At 65.5% G+C, this 22,155-nt stretch carries 19 protein-coding genes; 15 read left to right on the plus strand and 4 right to left on the minus strand.

From position 1 onward, the window contains the following. Nucleotides 1-2 precede the first annotated feature (2 nt). From KUF59_RS36810 to KUF59_RS36825, 4 genes are all read left to right on the plus strand, one after another. Complete coding sequence (locus KUF59_RS36810; RefSeq protein ID WP_212462333.1) at nucleotides 3-470, plus strand: molybdenum cofactor biosynthesis protein MoaE; 468 nt, start codon at nucleotides 3-5, stop codon at nucleotides 468-470. Continuing rightward, nucleotides 470-1,429 carry a 50S ribosomal protein L3 N(5)-glutamine methyltransferase gene (gene prmB / locus KUF59_RS36815; protein ID WP_212462334.1) on the plus strand — a complete coding sequence of 320 codons (960 nt, stop codon included), beginning with the start codon at nucleotides 470-472 and terminating at the stop codon, nucleotides 1,427-1,429. Before KUF59_RS36810 ends, prmB begins: the two co-directional genes overlap by 1 nt. Before the next feature lie 95 nt (nucleotides 1,430-1,524). Continuing rightward, complete coding sequence (locus KUF59_RS36820) at nucleotides 1,525-2,112, plus strand: phage holin family protein (RefSeq protein ID WP_212462335.1); 588 nt, start codon at nucleotides 1,525-1,527, stop codon at nucleotides 2,110-2,112. Next, on the plus strand, nucleotides 2,112-3,242 hold the full coding sequence (locus KUF59_RS36825; protein WP_212462349.1) for a YihY/virulence factor BrkB family protein: 1,131 nt from the start codon (nucleotides 2,112-2,114) through the stop codon (nucleotides 3,240-3,242). Before KUF59_RS36820 ends, KUF59_RS36825 begins: the two co-directional genes overlap by 1 nt. 176 nt (nucleotides 3,243-3,418) lie before the next feature. Here KUF59_RS36825 and KUF59_RS36830 read toward each other — a convergent pair whose 3' ends face one another. After that, entirely contained in the window at nucleotides 3,419-4,261 is an 843-nt protein-coding gene (locus tag KUF59_RS36830) for a class I SAM-dependent methyltransferase (protein ID WP_212462336.1), read from the minus strand. A gap of 120 nt (nucleotides 4,262-4,381) precedes the next feature. Between KUF59_RS36830 and KUF59_RS36835 the strand changes: the two genes are divergently transcribed. The 3 genes from KUF59_RS36835 (at nucleotide 4,382) to KUF59_RS36845 (ending at nucleotide 8,469) form a co-directional block, all read left to right on the plus strand. After that, complete coding sequence (locus tag KUF59_RS36835) at nucleotides 4,382-5,941, plus strand: winged helix-turn-helix domain-containing tetratricopeptide repeat protein (protein ID WP_212462337.1); 1,560 nt, start codon at nucleotides 4,382-4,384, stop codon at nucleotides 5,939-5,941. A gap of 200 nt (nucleotides 5,942-6,141) precedes the next feature. After that, complete coding sequence (locus tag KUF59_RS36840) at nucleotides 6,142-7,599, plus strand: EAL domain-containing protein (RefSeq protein ID WP_212462350.1); 1,458 nt, start codon at nucleotides 6,142-6,144, stop codon at nucleotides 7,597-7,599. A gap of 15 nt (nucleotides 7,600-7,614) precedes the next feature. After that, nucleotides 7,615-8,469 carry a TIGR01459 family HAD-type hydrolase gene (locus KUF59_RS36845; RefSeq protein ID WP_212462338.1) on the plus strand — a complete coding sequence of 285 codons (855 nt, stop codon included), beginning with the start codon at nucleotides 7,615-7,617 and terminating at the stop codon, nucleotides 8,467-8,469. Between the two features lie 154 nt (nucleotides 8,470-8,623). Here the strand turns inward: KUF59_RS36845 and KUF59_RS36850 are convergent, their stop codons facing one another. Next, entirely contained in the window at nucleotides 8,624-9,019 is a 396-nt protein-coding gene (locus KUF59_RS36850) for a response regulator (protein WP_027551917.1), read from the minus strand. Between the two features lie 227 nt (nucleotides 9,020-9,246). On the opposite strand from KUF59_RS36850, the gene KUF59_RS36855 reads away from it, so the two are divergent. The 7 genes from KUF59_RS36855 to arfB all read left to right on the plus strand — a co-directional run bounded on the left by KUF59_RS36855 (nucleotide 9,247) and on the right by arfB (nucleotide 18,235). Further along, nucleotides 9,247-10,230 (plus strand): bifunctional riboflavin kinase/FAD synthetase, encoded by a 984-nt coding sequence (locus KUF59_RS36855; RefSeq protein WP_212462339.1) that lies wholly within the window; start codon nucleotides 9,247-9,249, stop codon nucleotides 10,228-10,230. A gap of 204 nt (nucleotides 10,231-10,434) precedes the next feature. Continuing rightward, entirely contained in the window at nucleotides 10,435-13,434 is a 3,000-nt protein-coding gene (gene ileS, locus KUF59_RS36860) for an isoleucine--tRNA ligase (RefSeq protein WP_212462340.1), read from the plus strand. Between the two features lie 13 nt (nucleotides 13,435-13,447). Then, complete coding sequence (gene lspA / locus KUF59_RS36865) at nucleotides 13,448-13,942, plus strand: signal peptidase II (protein ID WP_212462341.1); 495 nt, start codon at nucleotides 13,448-13,450, stop codon at nucleotides 13,940-13,942. 96 nt (nucleotides 13,943-14,038) lie between these two features. Further along, a complete protein-coding gene (locus tag KUF59_RS36870) occupies nucleotides 14,039-14,770 on the plus strand; it encodes a hypothetical protein (RefSeq protein ID WP_212462351.1) in 732 nt (243 codons plus the stop codon). A gap of 194 nt (nucleotides 14,771-14,964) precedes the next feature. Continuing rightward, complete coding sequence (locus tag KUF59_RS36875) at nucleotides 14,965-16,356, plus strand: M16 family metallopeptidase (RefSeq protein ID WP_408918132.1); 1,392 nt, start codon at nucleotides 14,965-14,967, stop codon at nucleotides 16,354-16,356. After that, entirely contained in the window at nucleotides 16,353-17,717 is a 1,365-nt protein-coding gene (locus tag KUF59_RS36880; protein WP_212462342.1) for a M16 family metallopeptidase, read from the plus strand. The genes KUF59_RS36875 and KUF59_RS36880 overlap by 4 nt, the downstream gene beginning before the upstream one ends. Before the next feature lie 98 nt (nucleotides 17,718-17,815). Then, nucleotides 17,816-18,235, plus strand: a complete 420-nt coding sequence (gene arfB, locus KUF59_RS36885) for an alternative ribosome rescue aminoacyl-tRNA hydrolase ArfB (RefSeq protein WP_212462353.1) — start codon at nucleotides 17,816-17,818, stop codon at nucleotides 18,233-18,235. 76 nt (nucleotides 18,236-18,311) lie between these two features. Here arfB and KUF59_RS36890 read toward each other — a convergent pair whose 3' ends face one another. After that, entirely contained in the window at nucleotides 18,312-18,617 is a 306-nt protein-coding gene (locus KUF59_RS36890; protein ID WP_212462343.1) for a hypothetical protein, read from the minus strand. Nucleotides 18,618-18,905: 288 nt separating this feature from the next. Between KUF59_RS36890 and mutL the strand changes: the two genes are divergently transcribed. Next, entirely contained in the window at nucleotides 18,906-20,717 is a 1,812-nt protein-coding gene (mutL, locus tag KUF59_RS36895; protein ID WP_212462344.1) for a DNA mismatch repair endonuclease MutL, read from the plus strand. Between the two features lie 213 nt (nucleotides 20,718-20,930). Here mutL and KUF59_RS36900 read toward each other — a convergent pair whose 3' ends face one another. Beyond that, nucleotides 20,931-21,899 (minus strand): IS110 family RNA-guided transposase, encoded by a 969-nt coding sequence (locus KUF59_RS36900; RefSeq protein ID WP_212457421.1) that lies wholly within the window; start codon nucleotides 21,897-21,899, stop codon nucleotides 20,931-20,933. Between the last annotated feature and the right edge of the window lie 256 nt (nucleotides 21,900-22,155).

The raw sequence follows: 22,155 nt of genomic DNA on the forward strand, positions 1-22,155 counted from the left end.
GCATGGCCGCCCCCGTCACCATTCGCATCCAGGAAGACGATTTCGACGTCGCGCGCGAGATCGCGGCGCTGTCGCGCGGCCGCACCGATATCGGCGCGGTCGTCAGCTTCTCGGGGATCTGCCGCCGGGACGAGGACGAGGGCAAGATCGCCGCACTGACACTCGAACATTACCCTGAAATGGCCGAGGAGGAGATCGCGCGCCATGTCGACGAGGCGCTCGCGCGCTGGCCGCTCAACGGCGTCACCGTCATTCACCGCGTCGGGCGCATTGAGCCGGGCCAGAACATCGTGCTGGTGGTGACGGCCTCGCAGCACCGGCAGGCGGCGTTCCAGGCCGCGGAGTTCCTGATGGATTATCTCAAGACCAGCGCGCCGTTCTGGAAGAAGGAAGAGAGCGCGACCGGTACCGGCTGGGTCGAGGCGCATGCCCGCGACGATCAGGCCGCCGCACGCTGGACCAAATCCTGATGGCAAAAGCATCCAAAAAGTCCGCGCAGCGCCGCGCCACACCCAAGCTCGCGAAGGTCGCCGCCGGCGATCTCGTGACGCTGTTCGACTTCGTGCGCTATGCGGTGAGCCGCTTCAATGAGGCCGAGCTCGCCTTCGCGCACGGCACGACCGATCCGGTCGCTGAAGCCGCTTTTCTGGTCTGCGAAGCGCTGCACCTTCATCCCGACCAGTTCGAGATGTTTGCAAATGCCCGCGTCAGCGCGGCCGAGGCGAAGACCATCATCGGGCTGATCCACCAGCGCGTCACCACGCGCAAACCGGCCGCCTATCTCGTCAACAAGATCTACATGCGCGGCCTGCCCTTCTATGTCGACGAGCGCGTGATCGTGCCGCGCTCCTTCATCGGCGAACTGCTGGAGTCGCATTTCGGCGGCGACGGCGAAGCGGGCTCGCTGATCGACGACGCCGGCGCCGTGGAGCGCGTGCTCGACCTCTGCACCGGCTCCGGCTGCCTCGCCATCCTCGCCGCACATCATTTCCCGAACGCGCTGGTCGACGCGGTCGACATCTCCAAGGCCGCGCTCGAGGTTGCCTCACGCAACGTCGCGGAATACGGGCTTGAGGATCGCCTCACGCTCCACCGCGGCGACCTCTTTGCGTCGCTGGGCGAGGCACGCTACGACCTGATCATCTCCAACCCGCCCTATGTCGATGCCGAGGGCATGGCAGCGCTGCCGCCGGAGTGCCGGGCCGAACCAAAACTCGCTTTCGACGGCGGCGCCGACGGATTGGACGTGGTGCGCCGCATCTTGCGCGACGCGCCCGATCACCTCACGCCGGAGGGCGGGCTATTGTGCGAGATAGGCCGCGGCCGCGAGCGGATCGACGAGGCATTTCCGGAACTGCCGCTGCTCTGGCTCGACACCGAAGACAGCGAGGGCGAAGTGTTCTGGATCGCGGCAGCCGATCTCGGCTGATCCGGCAAACCTCTGATCCGATAAGCCTCCCGGAACAACTCAAACCGCGCCACGTTCATCCTCGAAGAATTTTCTTTTCGTCGGAGGATGTCCGCATGCTTGCGCCATCGGGCGAATTGCTGCGCGCCGGCGTGGCACTCAAGATCAATCACCTCAAGCGCGCCACGCGATCCTATCTGCGTGACCGCGCCAGCCAAGCCGGCGGCCGGGTGACGTCTTACGCGACGGCCGCGGGGCTGTTCGCGGTTGCGGGCGTGTTCGTCCTCGCCGCCTTCTTCGTCGGGCTGATGGCGCTGTTCCGCTGGGTCGAGCTTACCTACGGGATGTTCTGGGGTTTTGGCGCCGTCGGCGCGGTGCTGCTGGTACTGGCTGCGATCCTTGCTGGTGTTGCGATGGCACAAATGAAGCGCCGGCCGAAGACCATCGTTCCGCTTGCCAGCCGCCTGCGCGTCGCGATCGCAACGCCCCGAATTCCGCGCGGTACGGTCAAGGAGGCCGTGAAGGAGGTCGCCACCACGATTCCCCTGGTGCCGCTCGCACCCGGCGAGAAGGGCCATCGCAACGGAACCTCGCGGGCGCGCGGCAACCGGCCGCTGCAGCTTGGCTTGATGCTCGCGGCCGTCGGCCTCCTGGGATTGACCGCGGCGCGCCGGCGCCGCCACAGCCGCGAATTGGACGCATGATGACGCTGCGGCGCTCCAGCGAACTCGACAGCTGGCTCCTGGTCGCCGCCACAACCATCTTCGTGCTGACGGCCGAACGCTACTTCGGGGACTATGTCACGTCGAGATCCGGCTCCGTCGCGGCGCGCCGTAACGATGAGGGCAATTCGCCCGAGGCCAATCCCGTGCGCGCACTCGCGCAACCCGGACATGGCCGTCGCTCGACAAGCCCATTCCATATTCCCTGGACCGGCTGGAAGGACATTCTCTGGCGCACCTATCAGCGCATCGACGAGGACCGCCTGCTTGCAACCGCGGGCGGTGTGGTGTTCTTCGGGCTGCTCGCGGTCTTTCCCGCCGTCACCGCGCTTGTATCCTCCTATGGCCTGCTCGCGGACCCCTCGACGATATCAGCCAATCTCCAGACGCTCGCCATGATGCTGCCGGACGGCGCGTTCCAGATCGTCGAAGACCAGGTCGCGCGCGTGCTCGCCAAGGGCAACACCCAGCTTGGTGTCGCCTTCCTGTTCGGCCTCCTGCTCGCGATCTGGAGCGCCAATGCCGGCGTCAAAGCCATCATCGACGCGCTCAACGTCGCCTATGAGGAGCGCGAGAAGCGCAGCTTCGTCCGCCTCAATCTGGTGTCGCTGGCCTTCACGATCGGCGGGATCGTGGCGCTTCTGCTGATGGTGGCGGCGGTGGTCGCCTTCCCGCTTGCGCTGAACCATCTGGGGCTGGGGCCCGAGAGCAAGCTGATCGTCGCGTTGGCGCGGTGGCCGCTTCTGTTCGTCATTTTGCTGGCGGCGCTTGCCATCCTCTACCGCTTTGCGCCAAGCCGCGACGCGCCGCGCTGGCAGTGGCTGAGCATCGGCGCATTGACCGCCACCATCCTCTGGATCGCAGGCTCTGCGCTGTTGTCCTGGTATCTGTCGGAGTTCGCAAATTACAACGCCACCTACGGCTCGCTCGGTGCGGCGATCGGGTTGATGATGTGGATGTGGATGTCCGCGATTGTGGTCATGTTCGGGGCCGAGCTGAATTCCGAGCTCGAGCGGCAGACCTTGCGCGACACCACCACCGGGCAACCCAAGCCGCTCGGCAGCCGCGAGGCGGTCTCGGCCGATACGGTCGGCGCCGCAGCACCATCCTAAAGCGCGATGAGTTCAGTTGATCGTCATCGCGCTTTAGCTTCTTGTTTGAGCATGATCTCCGCGCAAACGCGTTCCGCGTTTGTCGCGAGGGAAAACCGCTGCACACTTTCCGGATCATGCTCTAGCTTCGAGATCAGGCCGGATATGCTCCGGCCTGACCCGATCTCTGCCGCGGCTCAGCGCTTGGTGATGACGGCTTCGAGATATTCGCTGTGCACCACCACCGTGCCGTCCTCGGCATGGTTGAACTCGCCGACCAGCGCCAGCAGGTCGCGCTTGAGCGCCGCCTGACCGTTGGCGTCAAGCGCGGCAAAGGCCTTCAGCATCGGCCCGTAAAAACTCTTGAACACGTCGAGCCAATGGTCCGGCGAGCGATAGCGGAACACGAACATGCGCGGTTCGGCTGATATTTCCGATGCGGTTCGACCGAACATCTCCTCAAGGCGCGCCTTGGTGCCCCACAAGGCCGGCGACTTCACGCCGGCGGGCGGCGGCAGGTGTTTGCCGATCGTTTTGAAGAGCTGGCCGATAAAACCCTGCGGCGTCCAGTTCGCGAGCCCGATCTTGCCGCCCGACCTGCAGACGCGCGCCAGCTCGGACGCTGCCTTGTCCTGGTCCGGGGTGAACATCACACCGAAGGTCGACAGCACGACGTCGAAGGTGGCATCGGCAAACGGCAGCGCTTCGGCGTCGGCCTCGCGGAATTCGATCCTGAGATGCTCGGCCGCCGCCCGCTCGCGGCCGCGTTCGAGCAGCGCCGGCACGTAGTCGGTGGAGGTCACATCGCACCAGCGGCGGGCCGCGGCCAGCGTCACATTGCCGTTGCCGGCGGCGACATCGAGCACCTTGCTGCCGGCGCGCAGATCGAGCGCCTCGCAAAGCTGTTCGCCGACGATCTGCAAGGTGGTGCCGACGACGGCATAATCGCCGGACGACCAGGCGCCATGCTGGCGCTGCTTGACGGCGGAGAGATCCGGCTGGGCTACGACGGGCTGGTTGAGGGCGGCGGATGTCGACATGGGCAAACTCCCTGGGTTGGACACGCCGGGACGATAGGGCGCACGCCGTCCGCTGGCCTTGAGGCCTGCGTTATTTTACGTTGAGGGCGCCTTGATTTTTGGCCGGGAGCCGAGCGACGCGTGGCGTTCCAGTTCGAGGATTTTGCGCTGGATTTCGAGCGCCGCGAATTGCGACGCGCAGGTACCCTCGTCGCGCTCGAGCCGCAGGTTTTCGATCTCCTGACCTATCTCGTTCGCAACCGCGATCGCGTGGTGACGCGGGACAATTTGCTCGATGCGATCTGGAACGGCCGCGTCGTCTCGGAATCGACGCTGGCAAGCCGCATCAACGCGGCACGGCGCGCGATCAACGACACCGGCGAGGAGCAGCGGCTGATCCGCACCGTGGCCCGCAAGGGCGTCCGCTTCGTCGGCGAAGTCGTCGAAACGCCCAAGGTCCAGCCCGTGCCGCCGGCCAAGCCGGGCGACGGGACGTCGGCCGGCCTGCCGCTCCCAGATCGCCCCGCCATCGCCGTGCTGCCCTTCACCAATCTCAGCGGCGAGATCGAGCAGGACTATTTTTCGGACGGCATCAGCGAGGACATCATCACCGCGCTGTCGAAGCTGCGCTGGTTCTTCGTCATCGCCCGCAACTCCTCCTTCATCTACAAGGGCCGCGCCGTGCACCTGCGCCAGATCGCGGAGGAACTCGGGGTCCGCTACGTCGTCGAGGGCAGCGTGCGCAAGGGTGGCGAGCGCGTGCGCATCACCGCCCAGCTCAACGACGTTGCGACTGGCAGCCATCTCTGGGCCGAGCGCTACGACCGCAAGCTCGCCGACGTCTTCGCGGTGCAGGACGAGATCACCGAAGCCATCGTCGCCGCGATCGAGCCGCAGCTCTATGCGGCCGAGAATTTTCGCGCCCAGCGCAAGCCGCCGGGCAGCCTGGACGCCTGGGACCTCGTGATGCGCGCGCTGTCGCACTACTGGCGGGTGACGCGGCAGGACCATGTCGTCGCCCAGGCCCTGCTGGAAAAGGCCATCGCGCTCGACCCCGATTACGGCAAGGCGCTCGGGCTGCTCGGCACCAGTTACATGTTCGCGGCCCATATGGGCTGGATGGAGATGGCCATGGCACTGCCGCTCGCCGAGCGCGCCGCCACGGCCGCGATCCGCGCCGACGGCGAGGATCCCTGGGCCCACAACGCGCTCGGCCACGTCCATCTGTTCGCCCGGCGGTTCGAGGATGCGCTCGCCGAGTTCCAGACCGCGTTGCGGCTCAACCCGAATTTTGCGCTGGCGCAGGGCTATCACGGCCTCGCGCTCAGCTATTGCGGCCGCTGGCAGGATGCCGACGAGGCGGCGCGCCGCGCCATCCGCCTCAGTCCGCGCGATCCCTACGCACCGGTCTATTTCGGCATCGCCGCCTATGCCCGCTTCCTCGGCGAGGACTATGAGGAGGCGATCCGGCTGGCCCACGAGGCGTTGCGACAACGCAGCGATTTCGTCGGCGCGCACCGGGTGCTGACGGCGGCCGCCGGTATGGCTGAAAAGACCGAGCTCGCCCGCGATGCCCTGCAGGAACTGCGGCGCGCCCAGCCCAACATCTCGCTCGGCTGGATCGCCGAGTTCATGCCGATCCGGCTTGCCGCCGATCGCGAGCGCTACCTGGAAGGTTTCCGCCGCGCGGGCCTCACGTAGGATTCCTTGTTTGAGCATGATCTTTTTCGGAAAACCGCTACACACTTTTCCGGATCATGCTCGGCGCGACGCCGCTATCCCCTCGAATCAACATTGATGTTAAGGTTGCAGCGCTTGGGGAAGCGCAAGAGATGAGCACGGCTGAAGAGCCCGTGTTTTCCCGGGTGGGGCAGTCAGCACTTGAGGGCGTAGCGCGCGGCATGATTCGCATTTCGACGATCTTCATCGCCATCTGCATGGTGCTTGTTGCCGCCTCGCTCGGCCTGGCGCTCTACTCGGTCGCCGGGATCAGCGGAACGGAATCCGCGATCGTGGCGCTGACCGCGCTGACCTTCCTGATTCTCTACAACGCCGTCTCGATGCGCCTGCGCGACCGCAGCGACGTCGGCAGCCAGATCGCCGATCTGTCGCGCGGCACCGCCGACCTCGCCCGTCAGGTTGCCGAATTCGGCCGCAGACTGGCCGCGGTCGAGGGACGCGTGGCGTCGGCCAATTCGACCAATGCCGACCGGGTGCAGTCCGTGGTCGGCGAGATCAACGAGCTCGGCGGCCTCGTCAAGCAACTCGCCGCGACCGTGTCGGCGCATGAGGATCTGCTCACGACGACCGGCGCGCCGCAGGCGGTGGCCGCGCCGCTCGCCCAGCCCGTGGCGAATACCCCCAAGGAGCCGGCTGCTGCCGCCGAAACGAAGTCGGCCGTTCCGCAGCCGGTGCCGGCCGCAACGCCTGCCGCTCCCATCGCGGAGGCCACAGGGGCCCGCAACCAGACCCAGATGCTGGCGACCTTGCGCAGCGCCGTCGACGAGAGCCGCATCGACATCTTCCTGCAGCCGATGGTGACGCTGCCGCAGCGCAAGGTGCGCTTCTACGAGGCGGTGACGCGACTGCGCGACGAGCGCGATCAACTGATTGCCGCCGAGGAGTTCATTTCAGTTGCGGAAGCCTCCGGCCTGATCGGCCGCATCGACAACATGGTGATGCTGCGCTGCGTCCAGGTGCTGCGCCGCCTGATGGTGCGCAACAAGGATGTCGGCGTGTTCTGCAACGTCGCCGCCTCCACGCTCGGCAATTCCACGACCTTCTCGCAGTGCCTCGACTTCCTCGAAGCCAACCGGGCGCTGGCGCCGGCGCTGGTGCTCGAGTTCAAGCAGTCGACATTCCGCAATCTCGGCCCTGCCGAGACGGAGAATCTCGCAGCGCTGGCCCAGCGCGGCTTCCGCTTCTCGATCGACCACGTCACGGATCTGCGGATCGAGCCGCGCGAGCTTGCCGACCGCGGCGTGCGCTTCATCAAGGTGCCGGCGTCGCTGCTGCTCGATCCGAGGCAGGCCTCGACCTCGGACATCCATCCCTCCGACCTCTCCGACCTGCTCGGCCGGTTCGGCATCGACCTGATCGCCGAGCGGATCGAGGGCGAGCGCGCCGTGGTCGACCTGCTCGATTATGACGTACGGTTCGGTCAGGGTTTTCTGTTCGCACCGCCCCGGCCATTGCGGCCGGAAGGGGCATCTGCTACCGCCGGGGCCCTGCCGAACCAGGCGCAGGAACCTCAAGGATCAGACCAGGGATCACATGGCTCGGGCATATCCAGCTCAGGCGAGACGGCAACCACGCCGCACCGCGCGACCGGCAACGCAGCGCTCGCGCGCCGCATCTGATCGGCCGCTCGCATCATGACCACGTTGCATTTCGTCGAGCGCCTGCGCGAGCTCACGAGCGGCGTGGACGTCGTGCTCAGCGACATCTGGGGCGTGGTGCATAACGGGCTCGAGTCATTTCCGGAGGCCTGCGAGGCGCTGCACACCTACCGCAGCCAGGGCGGCACGGTCATCCTGATCACCAACGCGCCGCGTCCGGCGGATTCGGTGCAGCGGCAGTTGCGCAAGCTCGGCGTCGCTGACGAGACCTATGACGCGATCGTCTCCTCCGGAGACCTGACGCGGCTCTACGTCGCCGACCATCCCGGCCGCAAAATGTTCTGGCTCGGACCCGAGCGCGACAATTCGATCTATCGCGGCCTCAATGCGCAGCTCGCGCCGCTGGAAGAAGCCGACTACATCGTCTGCACCGGCCTCTATGACGACGAGACCGAGTCCGCGGAAGATTATCGCGGCATGATGCTCAAGGCGCGCGAGCGCAAGCTGACGCTGGTCTGCGCCAATCCCGACATCGTGGTCGAGCGCGGCGACCGGCTGATCTACTGCGCCGGCGCCATTGCCGAGCTCTATCGCGAGCTCGGCGGCGAGGTGATCTTCTACGGCAAGCCGCACCGGCCGATCTATGAGCGCGCGATGGCGCTTGCCGGCGAGCGGCAGGGCCATACGATCGATCGCAAGCGCGTGCTGGCGATCGGCGATTCTGTCCGCACCGATCTCACCGGCGCACGCGAATTCGGCATCGACTGCCTGTTCGTGACCCGCGGCATCCATTCGGAGGAATTCGAAGGCCTCGACCAGCTCGACCCGGCCTCCGTGATGGAATTGTTCGGCCATCCGCCGAAGGCGCTGATCCGCGAATTGAAGTGGTGACGCCCGACCGTCATTCCGGGGCGCGTCGAAGACGCGAACCGGAATCTCGAGATTCCGGGTTCGCCCTTCGGGCGACCCGGAATGACGAGTTCAACGCAGAAAGCCCGGGCCAAGCCCGGGCTTTCCGAATTCATCCGATGGCTTCGATGCGCGCTTACGCGCTCGCCATATCCGGGAAGACCGCCTCGATCTTGGTCTTCAGCGTCGCCGCGTTGAACGGCTTGACGATGTAGTTGTTCACGCCGGCCTTCTTGGCCGCGATCACGTTCTCGGTCTTGGATTCCGCCGTGATCATGATGAAGGGCGTGGTGGCGAGGTTGGGATCGGCCCGCACTTCGCGCAGCAGGTCGTAGCCCGTCATCGGCTCCATGTTCCAATCGGAAATCACGAGCCCGTACTTCTTGCCGCGCATCTTGTTCAGCGCCGCCGAGCCGTCGCTGGCATCATCGATATTATCGAAGCCAAGCTGCTTCAGCAGATTCCGAATGATGCGGATCATGGTGCTGTAGTCATCAACGACCAGAACCGGCATCGACAAATCAACCGCCATCTCGACTCCCCCAACGCAACTAGGAAATATGAACGAACGAACTGCCGGACCCAGCGCCCCACAGTTCCAAGACCAAGGACTAGCACCAAGGCGTTAAACAGCGCGTTAACTGGCCCCTTCGGGAAAGGATGGAAATCCCGTGCAATCCGGTCGCATCTCCCGCTTGACTTCGCCCAGCGCGTCACGCCACGGTCCCGGCCCGACCTGACCGGCTTGAGATTCCCCTGATGGCTCCGCATTTTACGGTTATCCGCGACCAGACGCCGGCCTCCGAAATCCCGAAAGGCGCGGTCGTGGCCATGGGCAATTTCGACGGCGTTCATCTCGGCCATCGCGCGGTGATCGCGGCCGCCCTGGAGATGGGCCGGGCCCATGGCCGCCCGGCTTTTGCGCTGACTTTCGAGCCGCATCCGCGCCGGTTTTTCAGCCCGACCACCCCGCAATTCCGCCTCACCGACGAACGCGCCAAGCTGCGGCTGCTGGCCGGCACTGGGCTTTCCGGCGCCGTGGTCATGACCTTCGACAAGGGCCGCGCAGGGACCTCGGCACAAGATTTCATTCACCATGACCTGATCGGCCGGCTCGGCGTCAGCGGGATCGCGGTCGGCTACGACTTCCATTTCGGCAAGGGCCGGGTTGGCTCCCCGAGCCTTCTTGTGAGTGAGGCGCCGCGGCTCGGCATCGAGGTCGACGTGCAGGCGCATGTCGATATCGACGAGCGGCCGGTCTCCTCCAGCGCGATCCGGATGGCGCTGGCCGAGGGGCAGCTCGACGAAGCCACCGCCATGCTCAGCGCGCCCTGGTTCGTGACCGGCGAGGTCATCCATGGCGAGAAGCGCGGCCGCGATCTCGGCTATCCCACCGCGAATATCCGCTTAGATGCCAATTGCGGGCTCAAGCACGGCATCTATGCCGTGCGGGTCGGCCGCGGCCAGGGAAAGGACCAGGTGCGCCTCGACGGCGTGGCGAGTTTTGGCCGCCGTCCGACCTTCGACAACGGCGCGCCGCTGCTCGAAATCTTCCTGTTCGACTTCAAGGGGGACCTCTACGGCCAGGAGCTGGACTGCGCCTTCATCGGCTTCATCCGCGAGGAGCTGAAATTCGATGGTATCGACGCGCTGATCGGCCAAATGGACCAGGATTCGGCCCAGGCACGGCGCCTTTTGGCCGCCGCCCCGGATGCCTTCCCGAAGCTCGGGACCATCGATTGAGGCGGCCTCGGGCGGTCCCTGCCCTTTGCGAAATCCCGGGCCCCCTGCTATGGAGAGCCCATGTTTGCGCGGCGCATCATAGGGATTAGCGGCCCGGCTTCCGTCTGAGCCATCAGGCTCGGCGCAAGACCGGGATTTCCTCGTTTTCACCCGCGATTCCAGTCGCCTTGCGCGTCCTCGCGCCCTTCCGAGCCAGTCATCTTCATGTCCGATAAGCCGCAAAAGTCCGACGCCAAAGACTATTCAAAAACCCTGTTCCTGCCGCAGACCGAGTTCCCGATGCGGGCCGGCCTGCCGCAGCGCGAGCCCGAGATCCTCAAGCGCTGGTACGAAATCGGCCTCTACGAGAAGCTGCGCGAGGCCGCGAAGGGCCGCGAAAAATTCGTGCTGCATGACGGCCCGCCCTACGCCAACGGCAACATCCATATCGGCACGTCGCTGAACAAGATCCTCAAGGATCTCGTCACCAAGAGCCAGCAGATGCTCGGCTTCGATTCCAACTACGTGCCGGGCTGGGATTGTCACGGCCTGCCGATCGAGTGGAAGGTCGAGGAGGAGAACTATCGCAAGAAGGGCAAGCAGAAGCCCGACTTCCGCGACAGTGCCGCGATGGTCGCCTTCCGCCGCGAATGCCGCGCCTATGCCACGCACTGGCTCAACATCCAGCGCGAGGAGTTCAAGCGGCTCGGCGTGATCGGCGATTGGGCCCATCCCTACGCAACCATGACCTATCCGGCCGAAGCGCAGATCGCGCGCGAGCTGATGAAGTTCGCCGCCAACGGCACGCTCTATCGCGGCTCCAAGCCGGTGATGTGGAGCGTGGTCGAGAAGACCGCGCTCGCCGAGGCCGAGGTCGAATACGAGGACTACACCTCGGATATGGTGTGGGTGAAATTCCCGGTCACCTCGCCGGCGCACGGCGCGCTTGCCTCCGCAAGCGTCGTGATCTGGACCACCACGCCGTGGACGCTGCCCGGCAACCGCGCCATCTCGTTCTCACCGAAGATCGCCTATGGCCTCTACAAGGTGACGGATGCACCCGCCGACAACTGGGCCAAGACCGGCGACATGCTGATCCTGGCCGACGCGCTCGCCGCAGACGTGTTCAAGCAGGCGCGGGTGACGGCTTTCGAGAAGGTCCGCGACATCCCCGGCGACACCATGGACGCGATCGAATGCGCCCATCCGCTCAAGGGCCTCGGCGGCGGCTACGGCTTCACCGTGCCGCTTCTGCCCGGCGACCACGTCACCGACGACACCGGTACCGGCTTCGTGCACACCGCGCCCAGCCACGGCCGCGAAGACTTTGACGTCTGGATGGCGAATACGCGTGAACTGGACGCGCGCGACATCAACAGCGCGATCCCCTACACCGTCGACGAGAACGGCGCCTATACCGATCATGCGCCGGGCTTTGCCGGAAGGCGCGTCATCAATGACAAGGGCGAGAAGGGCGACGCGAACGACGCCGTGATCAAGGCGCTGGCTGACGCCGGCATGCTGCTCGCGCGCGGCCGGCTGAAGCATCAATATCCGCATTCCTGGCGCTCCAAGAAGCCGGTGATCTTCCGCAACACGCCGCAATGGTTCATCGCGATGGACAAGGATATTGCCAGCGATGGCAAGGCCAAGTCCGGCGACACGCTGCGCGCCCGTGCCCTGCATGCGATCTCGGTGACGCAATGGGTGCCGCCGTCGGGCCAGAACCGCATCAACGGCATGATCGAGGCGCGCCCGGACTGGGTGATCTCGCGCCAGCGCGCCTGGGGCGTGCCGATCGCCGTGTTCGTGCGCGAGAAGGGCGATGGCTCCGCCGAGATCCTACAGGACGACGCCATCAACGCCCGCATCGGCGACGCCTTCGAGAAGGAAGGCGCCGACGCCTGGTACATGGAAGGCGCGCGCGAGCGCTTCCTGGGTTCGCGTGCCAACGAGGACTGGCAGAAGGTCGACGACATCCTCGACGTCTGGTTCGATTCCGGCTCGACGCACGCCTTCGTGCTGGACGATCCCGCGCAATTCCCCGGCCTTGCCGGCATCAAGCGCAAGGTCGACGGTGGCAAGGACACCGTGATGTATCTGGAAGGCTCGGACCAGCATCGCGGCTGGTTCCACTCCTCGCTGCTGGAAAGCTGCGGCACGCGCGGCCGCGCGCCCTACGACATCGTGCTGACCCACGGCTTCACCCAGGCCGAGGACGGCCGCAAGATGTCGAAGTCGCTCGGCAACACCATCGAGCCGCAGGCCGTCATCAAGGAATCCGGCGCCGATATCCTGCGGCTCTGGGTCGCGTCCTGCGACTACACCGACGACCAGCGCATCGGCCCGGAGATCCTGAAGAACACGGTCGAGACCTACCGCAAGCTGCGCAACACCGTGCGCTGGATGCTCGGCACGCTGCATCACTACAAGGCCGCCGACGCGGTCGCGCCTGCCGAGATGCCCGAGCTCGAGCGACTGATGCTGCACGAGCTTTCGGTCCGCGCCGACACCATCCGCAAGGCCTACGAAGCGTTCGACTACAAGACCGTGGTCGCGACGTTGTCGGCATTCCTCAACAGCGAGCTCTCCGCGTTCTATTTCGATATCCGCAAGGACACGCTCTACTGCGATCCGCCGTCCTCGCTGACGCGCAAGGCGGCGCTGACCACGATCAACCTGTTGTGCGACGCCATTCTGAAATGGCTCGCGCCGGTGTTGAGCTTCACCGCGGAGGAAGGCTGGCGGATGTATCGCCCGGATGCCGAGCCCTCGGTGCATCTCACGCTGTTCCCGGTCGGGCTGGAGAAATTCCGCGACGACAAGCTGGCCGCGAAGTGGGAGACGATCCGCAACGTCCGCCGCGTCGTCACCGGCGCGCTCGAGCTCGCGCGTGCCGCCAAGACCATCGGCTCGTCGCTCGAAGCATCTCCGATCATCTACGTGGCCGATCGCGCAATGCTGGGCACACTGTTCGACGTCGATCTCGCCGAAGTCTGCATCACCTCGAGCTATGAGGTGCACGAGGGCGAGGCGCCGACGGGCGCATTCAAGCTCGACGGTGTCCCTGGTGTCGCCGTCGTCGTCGAGAAGGCTGTCGGCACCAAGTGCGCCCGCTGCTGGAAGATCCTGCCCACGGTCGGCGAAGACCCCGACTATCCCGACGTCACCCCGCGCGACGCCAAGGCGTTGCGTGAGTGGAAGGCGCTGGGGGTGGGCCTCTGATGTCGTCCCGCCCATGACCCCTGTCCGCGCCGGCATCATCGCGGCCGTGGTCACGGTCGTGCTCGACCAGGCCTCGAAGCTCTGGCTACTGAACGTGTTCGACATCGCCCGGCATGGCGCGGTCAAGGTGACGCCGTTCTTCGACCTGGTGCTGGCCTGGAACACGGGCATCAGCTACGGCCTGCTGCAGACCGACAGCGCGACCGGACAGATTGCGCTGACGGCCGTCAAGGTCGTCGCCGTGGTGGCGCTGGCGATCTGGATGGCCCGCTCGCACACCCTCCTGGCCACGATCGCGCTGGGCCTGATCATCGGCGGTGCCATCGGGAACGGCATCGACCGGCTGGCCTATGGCGCGGTGGTCGATTTCGCCCTGTTTCACATCGATATCGGCGAAAAAACCTATAATTGGTACGTGTTTAACCTAGCGGACGTAGCGATCGTTGTCGGCGTGGCGGCCCTATTGTATGATTCCTTCCTGGGGGTACCCGCCGCAAAAGCGCCCTGATCCCGGCTGATACGAGCCGGACAGCGGAACCTTGCGTGCAAGGGTTAAAGCCGTGCCTGGCGCGGCGATCTGCAACACGATGGAATAGGTAAAGTGATGCGCAGCTCCGTGACCAGCGGTTCGATGGTTCGAGACCCCAAAACGTTGTTGGGCGCGCTGAAGCTCGCCGCTGTCGCGCTCGGCATCGGCCTCGTGATGTCGGCAGGCGCCGCACGTGCCGGCGACGATGACGAAGACGACATGACCTTCGAAGAGAAGCTGATCGACAATCTGATGTCCGGCATCGGCGCCAAGAGCATGGAAAAGCCGGGCGTCGACTATCGCGAGCGTTCTCCGCTGGTGGTCCCGCGGAAGCTGGACTTGCCGCCGCCGGCCTCCGAGCAGGCGAATGCGGCCCCGAATTGGCCCAAGGATCCCGACGAAAAGCGGCGCAAGGAAGCGGCGGCGCAACGGAAGAAGGCCAACACCGGCAACAAGGTGCAACAGCCGTGGGAAGCGGCCCAGCCGCTTTCGCCGAGCGAGCTCGACAAAGGCAGGACGACAACCGCATCACGCGGGACCCGTGATCCGCTTCCGCCCGGCACCAACACCAGCAATCCGACGATGAGCCCGCAAGAGCTCGGCTACACCGGCGGTATCATGGGCATGTTCAAGAGCAGCAGCGCGACCGAGCAAAAAACGTTCACAAGCGAGCCGCCTCGACAGTCGCTGGTCGAGCCGCCGGCAGGCTATCAGACTCCGTCGCCGAACTACGCCTATGGCACCGGTCCGGACACGTCGAAGAAGACGTATTTCGACGTCATGTCCGGCAAGGAGAAGGAGCAGTAACGCTCCTCCCCGTCTCCAGGTTTGGCACGCGCGGAACTGCCGCAATCGTCCGGTGTGGGCCGGAAACGGCAGATGACCTATTTTTAAGTACAAGTTGATCGCGTTCTCTGCTTCGTGACGCCATGCGTCAACCGCGCGGTATAGGATGCCGTGCCTTCCGCCGCGGACATTTGGGTCCGGGCTTTCAAAGGATGATGATGTCCTCAAACCGCTCGGCCGCCTGCCTGCTTGCCGCGTTGCTTTCCTGTGTGGTTTCGACCAGCGGCGCGTTTGCCCAGACCACGGTCACATCGGCACCACCCGCCAGCTTCACCCTCAGCAACGGCCTGCAAGTGGTCGTCATCCCCGACCACCGCACGCCCGTGGTCACTGAGATGATCTGGTACAAGGTCGGCTCGGCCGACGAGACGCCCGGCAAGTCCGGGCTCGCACACTTCCTCGAGCATTTGATGTTCAAGGGTACGGAAAAGCATCCGGTCGGCGAATTCTCCCAGACCGTGCTCCGCGTCGGCGGCAATGAGAACGCCTTCACCTCGGTCGACTACACCGGCTACTTCCAGCGCGTACCGAAAGAGCAGTTGCCGACCATGATGGAGTTCGAGGCCGACCGCATGACCGGCCTCGTGCTCAAGGACGAGAACGTGCTGCCCGAGCGCGACGTCGTGCTCGAAGAATACAACATGCGGGTTGCCAACAATCCCGACGCGCGCCTCAGCGAGCAGATCATGGCGGCGCTCTATCTCAACCATTCCTATGGCCGGCCCGTGATCGGCTGGCACCAGGAGATCGAGAAGCTGGACCGCGAGGATGCGCTGGCGTTCTACCGCCGCTTCTACGCGCCGAACAACGCCATCCTGATCATCGCCGGCGACGTCGAGCTTGCCGATGTCCGACCGCTGGTCGAGCGCAATTTTGGCTCGATCCCGGCGCAGCCCGCCATCCCCGCGCGGCGCGTCCGTCCGCAGGAGCCGGAGCCGGCCGCGCCGCGCACGGTCACGCTGGCCGATCCGCGCGTCGAGCAGCCCAACGTGCGCCGCACCTATCTGGTGCCGTCGGCCACGACGGCGGCCGCAGGCGAAAGCGCAGCCCTCGACGTGCTCGCGCAATTGATGGGCAGCGGCAGCAACTCCTATCTCTACCGCGCGCTCGTCGTCGACAAGCCGCTCGCGGTCTCGGCCAGCGCCAGCTATTCCTCTACCGCGCTCGACCCGACCCAGTTCGCGATCTCGGCCTCGCCCAAGCAGGGCGTCAGCTTCGCTGATGTCGAGCAGGTGATCGACGGCGTCATCGCCGACATCATCCAGAACCCGATCCGTGCCGAGGATCTGGAGCGGGTGAAGACCCAGCTCATCGCGGAAGCGATCTACGCCCAGGACAACCAGGCGGTGCTGGCACGCTGGTATGGCGGTGCGCTGACCACCGGGCTCTCGATCGAGGACATCCGGAGCTGGCCGGATCGCATCCGCGCCGTCACGGCCGAGCAGGTGCGCGCTGCCGCGCAGAAATGGCTCGAGAAGAAGCGCTCGGTGACCGGCTATCTGATCAAGGACACCACTAGCGCCAAGCGCGAGGAGAAGCGTTCGTGACCTATCCCTTTCTTCGCACCGCGCTGTCCCTTGCCACCGGCCTGGCGCTCTCGCTCGCCGCAATCTCGCCGTCGCAGGCCGCAGCAAAAATCCAGCACCTGATCTCGCCCGGCGGCATCGAAGCCTGGTTCGTGCAGGACGCAACCGTGCCGCTGATCGCCATGGAATATTCATTCGGCGGCGGCGCGGCGCAGGATCCCAAGGACAAGCCGGGCACCGCCAATCTGGTCGCGGACCTTCTCGACGAGGGCTCCGGCGATCTCGACTCCAAGACCTTCCACGAGCGGCTCGACCGCCGCGCCATCGAACTCAGCTTCTCGGCCGGCCGCGACACTTTCCGCGGCAGCCTGCGGATGCTGCGTGACAACAAGGACGAAGCCTTCGACCTGTTGCGATCGGCGCTGACCTCGCCGCATTTCGAAACCGTCGACGTCGAGCGCATCCGCTCGCAGGTGATCGCGGGGCTTCGGCGCGACACCACCAACCCGACCTCGCTTGCGAGCCGCAAATTCCTCGAGGTCGCCTTCGGCGATCATCCCTATGGCCGTCCGACCAACGGCACGCTGGAGAGCGTGCCCACCATCACGGTGCCCGACCTGAAGGAATATGTCCGCCGCGTGCTGGCCAGGGACACGCTGAAGATCGCCGTCGTCGGCGACGTCGATCCGGCGACGCTCGGCAAGCTGCTCGACCAGACCTTTGGCAGCCTTCCCGCCAAGGCCAGCCTCAGTGCGGTGCCCGATGTCGAGTCGGCCAAACCGCCGCAGCGTGCGTTCGTGCCGCTCGACGTGCCGCAGACTGTCATCACCTTCGGCGGCCCCGGCGTGAAGCGCAGCGATCCGAATTTCATGGCGGCCTATGTCGTCAATCACATCCTGGGTGGTGGCGGTTTGTCGTCGCGGCTCTATCGCGAAGTGCGCGAGAAGCGGGGCCTGGCCTATTCGGTGTTCGAGTCGCTGCTCTGGATGGAGCATTCGGCGCTGTTCATCGGCAACACCGGCACCCGTGCCGATCGCGCCGGCGAGACGCTCGATGCGGTGGAGAAGGAAGTTCGCCGCATCGCCGAGGAAGGCCCGACGCAGAAGGAGCTCGACGAGGCCAAGTCCTACCTCAAGGGCTCGCAGATGCTGGCGCTCGACACCTCCTCCAAGCTCGCGCAGGCGCTGCTGCAATATCAGCAGGACAAGCTGCCGATCGACTATATCGAGAAGCGCAACGCCATCGTTGATGCCGTGACGCTCGACGACGCCAAGCAGGCTGCCAAGCGGCTGTGGGGCCAGGGCCTGCTCACCGTCGTGGTCGGCCGCACCCCGCAGGCCGCGGCGCAGCCGGCCGCAGCGCCGGCGCCGAAGTCGAACTGACGTCGTCTCGTCATGGCCGGGCTTGTCCCGGCCATCCACGTCTTCCATGATGCGCGTGGATGCCCGGATTCGACCGAGGCATGATTGATGGTGCCACCATGCTGCGGATCTCCCGCGACCTCGTGATCGACGAAGACGACATCGAGATCGGCTTTGTCCGCGCCTCCGGCCCGGGCGGGCAGAACGTCAACAAGGTCGCAACCTCTGCCCAACTGCGCTTCGACACGCGCAAGCTGACCCTGCCGGAAGACGCTGCCTTGCGGCTTGCACGGCTCGCCGGCCAGCGCATGACCAAGGACAGCGTCATCGTCATCCAGGCACAGCGTTTCCGCACCCAGGAGCGCAATCGCCAGGACGCTATCGACCGTCTGCTCGAAATGCTTCGCGAAGCCATGGTGCGGCCGACGCCGCGCCGTGCGACACGGCCGACCTTCGCCTCCAAGCAGCGCCGGCTCGACGGCAAGAAGCGCCGAAGCGACGTCAAGGCCGGGCGTGGCGGCCGCGGCTTCGACGACTGAAATTGCAGCTTCGTTGGGTTCAGGGTCGTGGAGGAGAACCTCCGGCCGCGGCGCGACCGGAGGGTGCTATCGCGCTTTAGTAGCGCTTGCCGGTCGCGGTGCTGCCCGAAGCGGGTTCGTCCACCGCTCCCTTGCGTGCAGCGCTGCCGGTCGTGCCGACAGCACCCTTCGTGCTCTTGGTCGGCTTCATGCCCGCCTTTTCACCAGCGGCGCCCGGCTGCGCGTTCATCTCTTCGTCGTCGCCTGAGACGCTGCCCGGCAGGCTCTTGCTTTGCACGCCGCCGCGCGACTTGGTGTCGGACGGAACGCCTTGCGCGAGGACAGGTCCCGCGAGCAGGGCCGAGAGGGCGCATGCAACCACTGAGGTCTTCACCAGCTTCATCCATTTCTCCTGGATTTTTTCGCGATGAGCGGTTCGACGTCACCGTTCGCCTGCACAGATCCGACTCATCGCGTAGATTGCGCGAACGGCGCAACCGCGATGCAATCCGCTTCCTGTGGTCATCGTTTAGGGATTTCGCGGCGGTTTAGCGGAATTGTCCATCTCATATGCGGCGGCGGGGAACATGCAGCCAGCATAGATCTAGATTTGGTATGTGGGCAGCTCGGACTTACCCCATGCATTTGCGACCCGGCGCGGTTAAACTGGGAACTCTCATCGAGTGAGCCCATGCCCGTCCGTCAGCTACCTGAGCAAGTCGTCAACCGCATCGCCGCCGGCGAGGTGGTCGAGCGCCCGGCGAGCGTGGTCAAGGAGCTCGTCGAGAACGCGATCGATGCCGGCGCGAGCCGGATCGACGTCTTCACCGACGGCGGCGGCCGGCGGCGAATCGGCATCACCGACGACGGCAGCGGCATGACGGCGAAAGACCTGGCGCTTGCGGTCGAACGCCATGCCACCTCCAAACTCGACGACGAGGATCTCCTGCAAATCCGCACGCTGGGGTTCCGCGGCGAGGCGCTGCCCTCGATCGGATCGGTGGCGCGGCTTGCCATCACCACGCGTCATGCAAGCGAGCCGCATGCCTGGGCGCTCACGGTCGAAGGCGGCCAGAAATCCGAGATCATGCCGGCGGCGCTTGCCCACGGTACGCGCGTCGAGGTCAACGATCTCTTCTACGCGACGCCCGCACGGCTGAAGTTTTTGAAGACCGATCGCACCGAAGCCGAGGCGATCCGCGAAGTGGTGCGGCGGCTCGCGATGGCGCGGCCCGACATCGCCTTCACGCTCGCGGGCGAGGAGCGCGCGCCGGTCACCTGGGCCGCGGCATTGCCGGGCGCGGCCGGACGGCTGACGCGGCTCGGCGACATCCTCGGCGCCGAGTTTCGCAGCCACGCCATCGAGGTGCATTCCGAGCGCGACGGCGTCGTGGTCGCCGGCTATGCCGCAGCCCCCGCGCTGACCAAGGCGAACGCGCTCGGCCAGTATCTGTTCGTCAACGGCCGCCCCGTGCGCGACAAGCTGATTTTGGGAGCGGTGCGAGCGGCCTATTCCGACTATCTGCCGCGCGACCGTCATCCGGTGCTGGCACTGTTCGTCACGCTCGATCCGCGCGAAGTCGACGCCAATGTGCATCCGGCGAAAACCGAGGTGCGCTTCCGCAACGCCGGCCTGGTGCGCGCTTTGATCGTGCACGGGCTGAAGGAGGCGCTGGCGCGCGAGGGACGCCGCACGGCGGCCAACAGCGGCAGCGCTGCGATCTCGTCGTTCCGGCCGGCCTTCACGCCGCGCCCCGGCAATTGGGACTGGCGCAGCTCGCCGGCATTTCCGTCGGCACCGCTGCCGGAATTCGACGGCGCGGCGGCGCCTGACTTCGCGGAGCGGGCGCAGGCGACGTTCGACGTCGGCGCGCCGACCGCGGATGTGCGCTTCGAGGCGCAGCCGGTCGGCGACCTCGTCGATCGTCCGCTCGGTGCGGCACGCACGCAGATCCACGAGACCTATATCGTGTCACAGACCCGCGACGGTCTGATCATCGTCGACCAGCACGCCGCGCATGAGCGCATCGTCTACGAGCGGCTGAAGGCCTCGCTCGCCAGGAACGGCGTGCAGCGGCAGATCTTGCTGATCCCCGAGATCGTCGAGATGGACGAAGCGACCGTCGAGCGGCTGCTGGCGCGAAGCGACGAACTCGCCTCCTTCGGACTTGCGATCGAATCCTTTGGCCCCGGCGCGGTCGCGGTGCGCGAAACACCGTCGCTGCTCGGCAAGACCAACGCCGGCGGCTTGCTCCGCGATCTCGCCGAACACATGGCCGAATGGGACGAGGCGCTGCCGCTGGAGCGTCGCCTGATGCATGTCGCCGCCACCATGGCCTGCCACGGCTCGGTGCGCGCCGGCCGCCGGCTCAAGCCGGAGGAGATGAACGCGCTGCTCCGCGAGATGGAGGAGACGCCGAATTCCGGCCAGTGCAACCACGGCCGGCCGACCTATGTCGAGCTGAAGCTGGCGGATGTCGAGAAGCTGTTCGGGCGGCGTTAGGTCTCGGTGTCGTAGCAACCATTAAATGGCGGCTGTGCTTTACGCCGTTTAGTCGTCGGCGTCTTCATGATGACGCCGTGCTCGCGTCCGTCAAGGCGTGGCCTGGCGGCAGATCGCGTGAAGTTGGGGCAAACGACGGCCATCCTTGACGGACGCTGCGCGCGACGTCGTGAGGGGCCGTAGGTCGGGACGAAGAAACGCGTCCCGGTCGAACTAAGAAACAGAGAATGATCCCGCCGGCGGTTCGCCGCACCATGGCGTGCCGCGAGCTACCACCGTGTTGGCGAAGATGAGCATCTTCCTGGCGCAGGCAACGAGCGCGCGCTTGTGTTCCTTTCCGGCTGCGGTCAGCCTCCGGTAGAGCTGGATGAGCTGCGGATTCCATCGAAACGATGCAGCCAGTGAAGCGGTATAAAGAGCGCGACGCAGCCGCTTTCGTCCGCCCTCGATATGCCGAACACCGACCTGGTCGCCGCTGTCGTCGTCATAGGGCGCAAGGCCGGCGAGAGCGACAGCTTGCTCCCGCGTGATCCGGCCGATCTCAGGCAGACGCACCAGGATGGCAACGGCGGTCGGCAGCCCGATGCCGGCGACGCTGTTGATCAGCGCGAGCCTCCTGGCAAGGTCGGGATGCTTGCAGATCGAGGCGACCAGAGCCTTGAGTGCGGCCTTCTCACGTTGCTCCAGGCGAGCGATATCCTCGTGCCAGAGCTGGTTAATCCTCACATTGCGGCAGCTCTCGATCCTGTTCTTGAGGCGCGCGATATCCTCGCCGATCTGATCGATCATGGTCAGTTGCTCGGCGAACGGCAGCAACCGAGGATCGGGAGCGGCATGGATCTTCCGCACCGCTGCGGTGCAGGCTGCGATAAGAGCGGCATCGATCTTATCGTTCTTGGCCCGCTGCAAGTGGAATTTGGCATAAGCCCGGACCTGGGCCGGCTGGAACACCACAACCACAAACCGCTTGCGCCGCAGTTCGGCGACGACCGGCTGTTCGTAACCGCCGCTCGCCTCGATGCCAATGCGTTTGACGCGATGCTGTCGCAGCCACGCCGACAAAGCCTCGTGACCTTCCGACGTGTTCTCCACCTGCAGCGGCTCGCGGCGGCCTTCGATCGCCACATCAAGCTTCCGTTTGCCGGTATCGATACCGGCACAGATCGTGATATGCTTGACCATCTTCGTCGATCCCTCCCTTGTTATGCGAACCTAAAGTTCGTTCAACCATTCGGGTCCCGATGAAGTGCCGGTCGCGATCTCGCTACGTCAGACAGCCCTCAAGGCTTCGATGGGTACCGATCCGATCGAACGGCGGCCCAGCTCGGGCGGCCACCCGGGCTGGGCCATTCCTCACGGAACGGCTCAATATAAGCGATCGGGCTAATACAAGGGTGGGTTAGCCGAAGGCGTAACCCACCGCTTCTGTCTCTGCGGA

The organism is Bradyrhizobium arachidis (genome assembly GCF_024758505.1).
Taxonomy (GTDB): Bacteria; Pseudomonadota; Alphaproteobacteria; order Rhizobiales; family Xanthobacteraceae; genus Bradyrhizobium; species Bradyrhizobium manausense_C.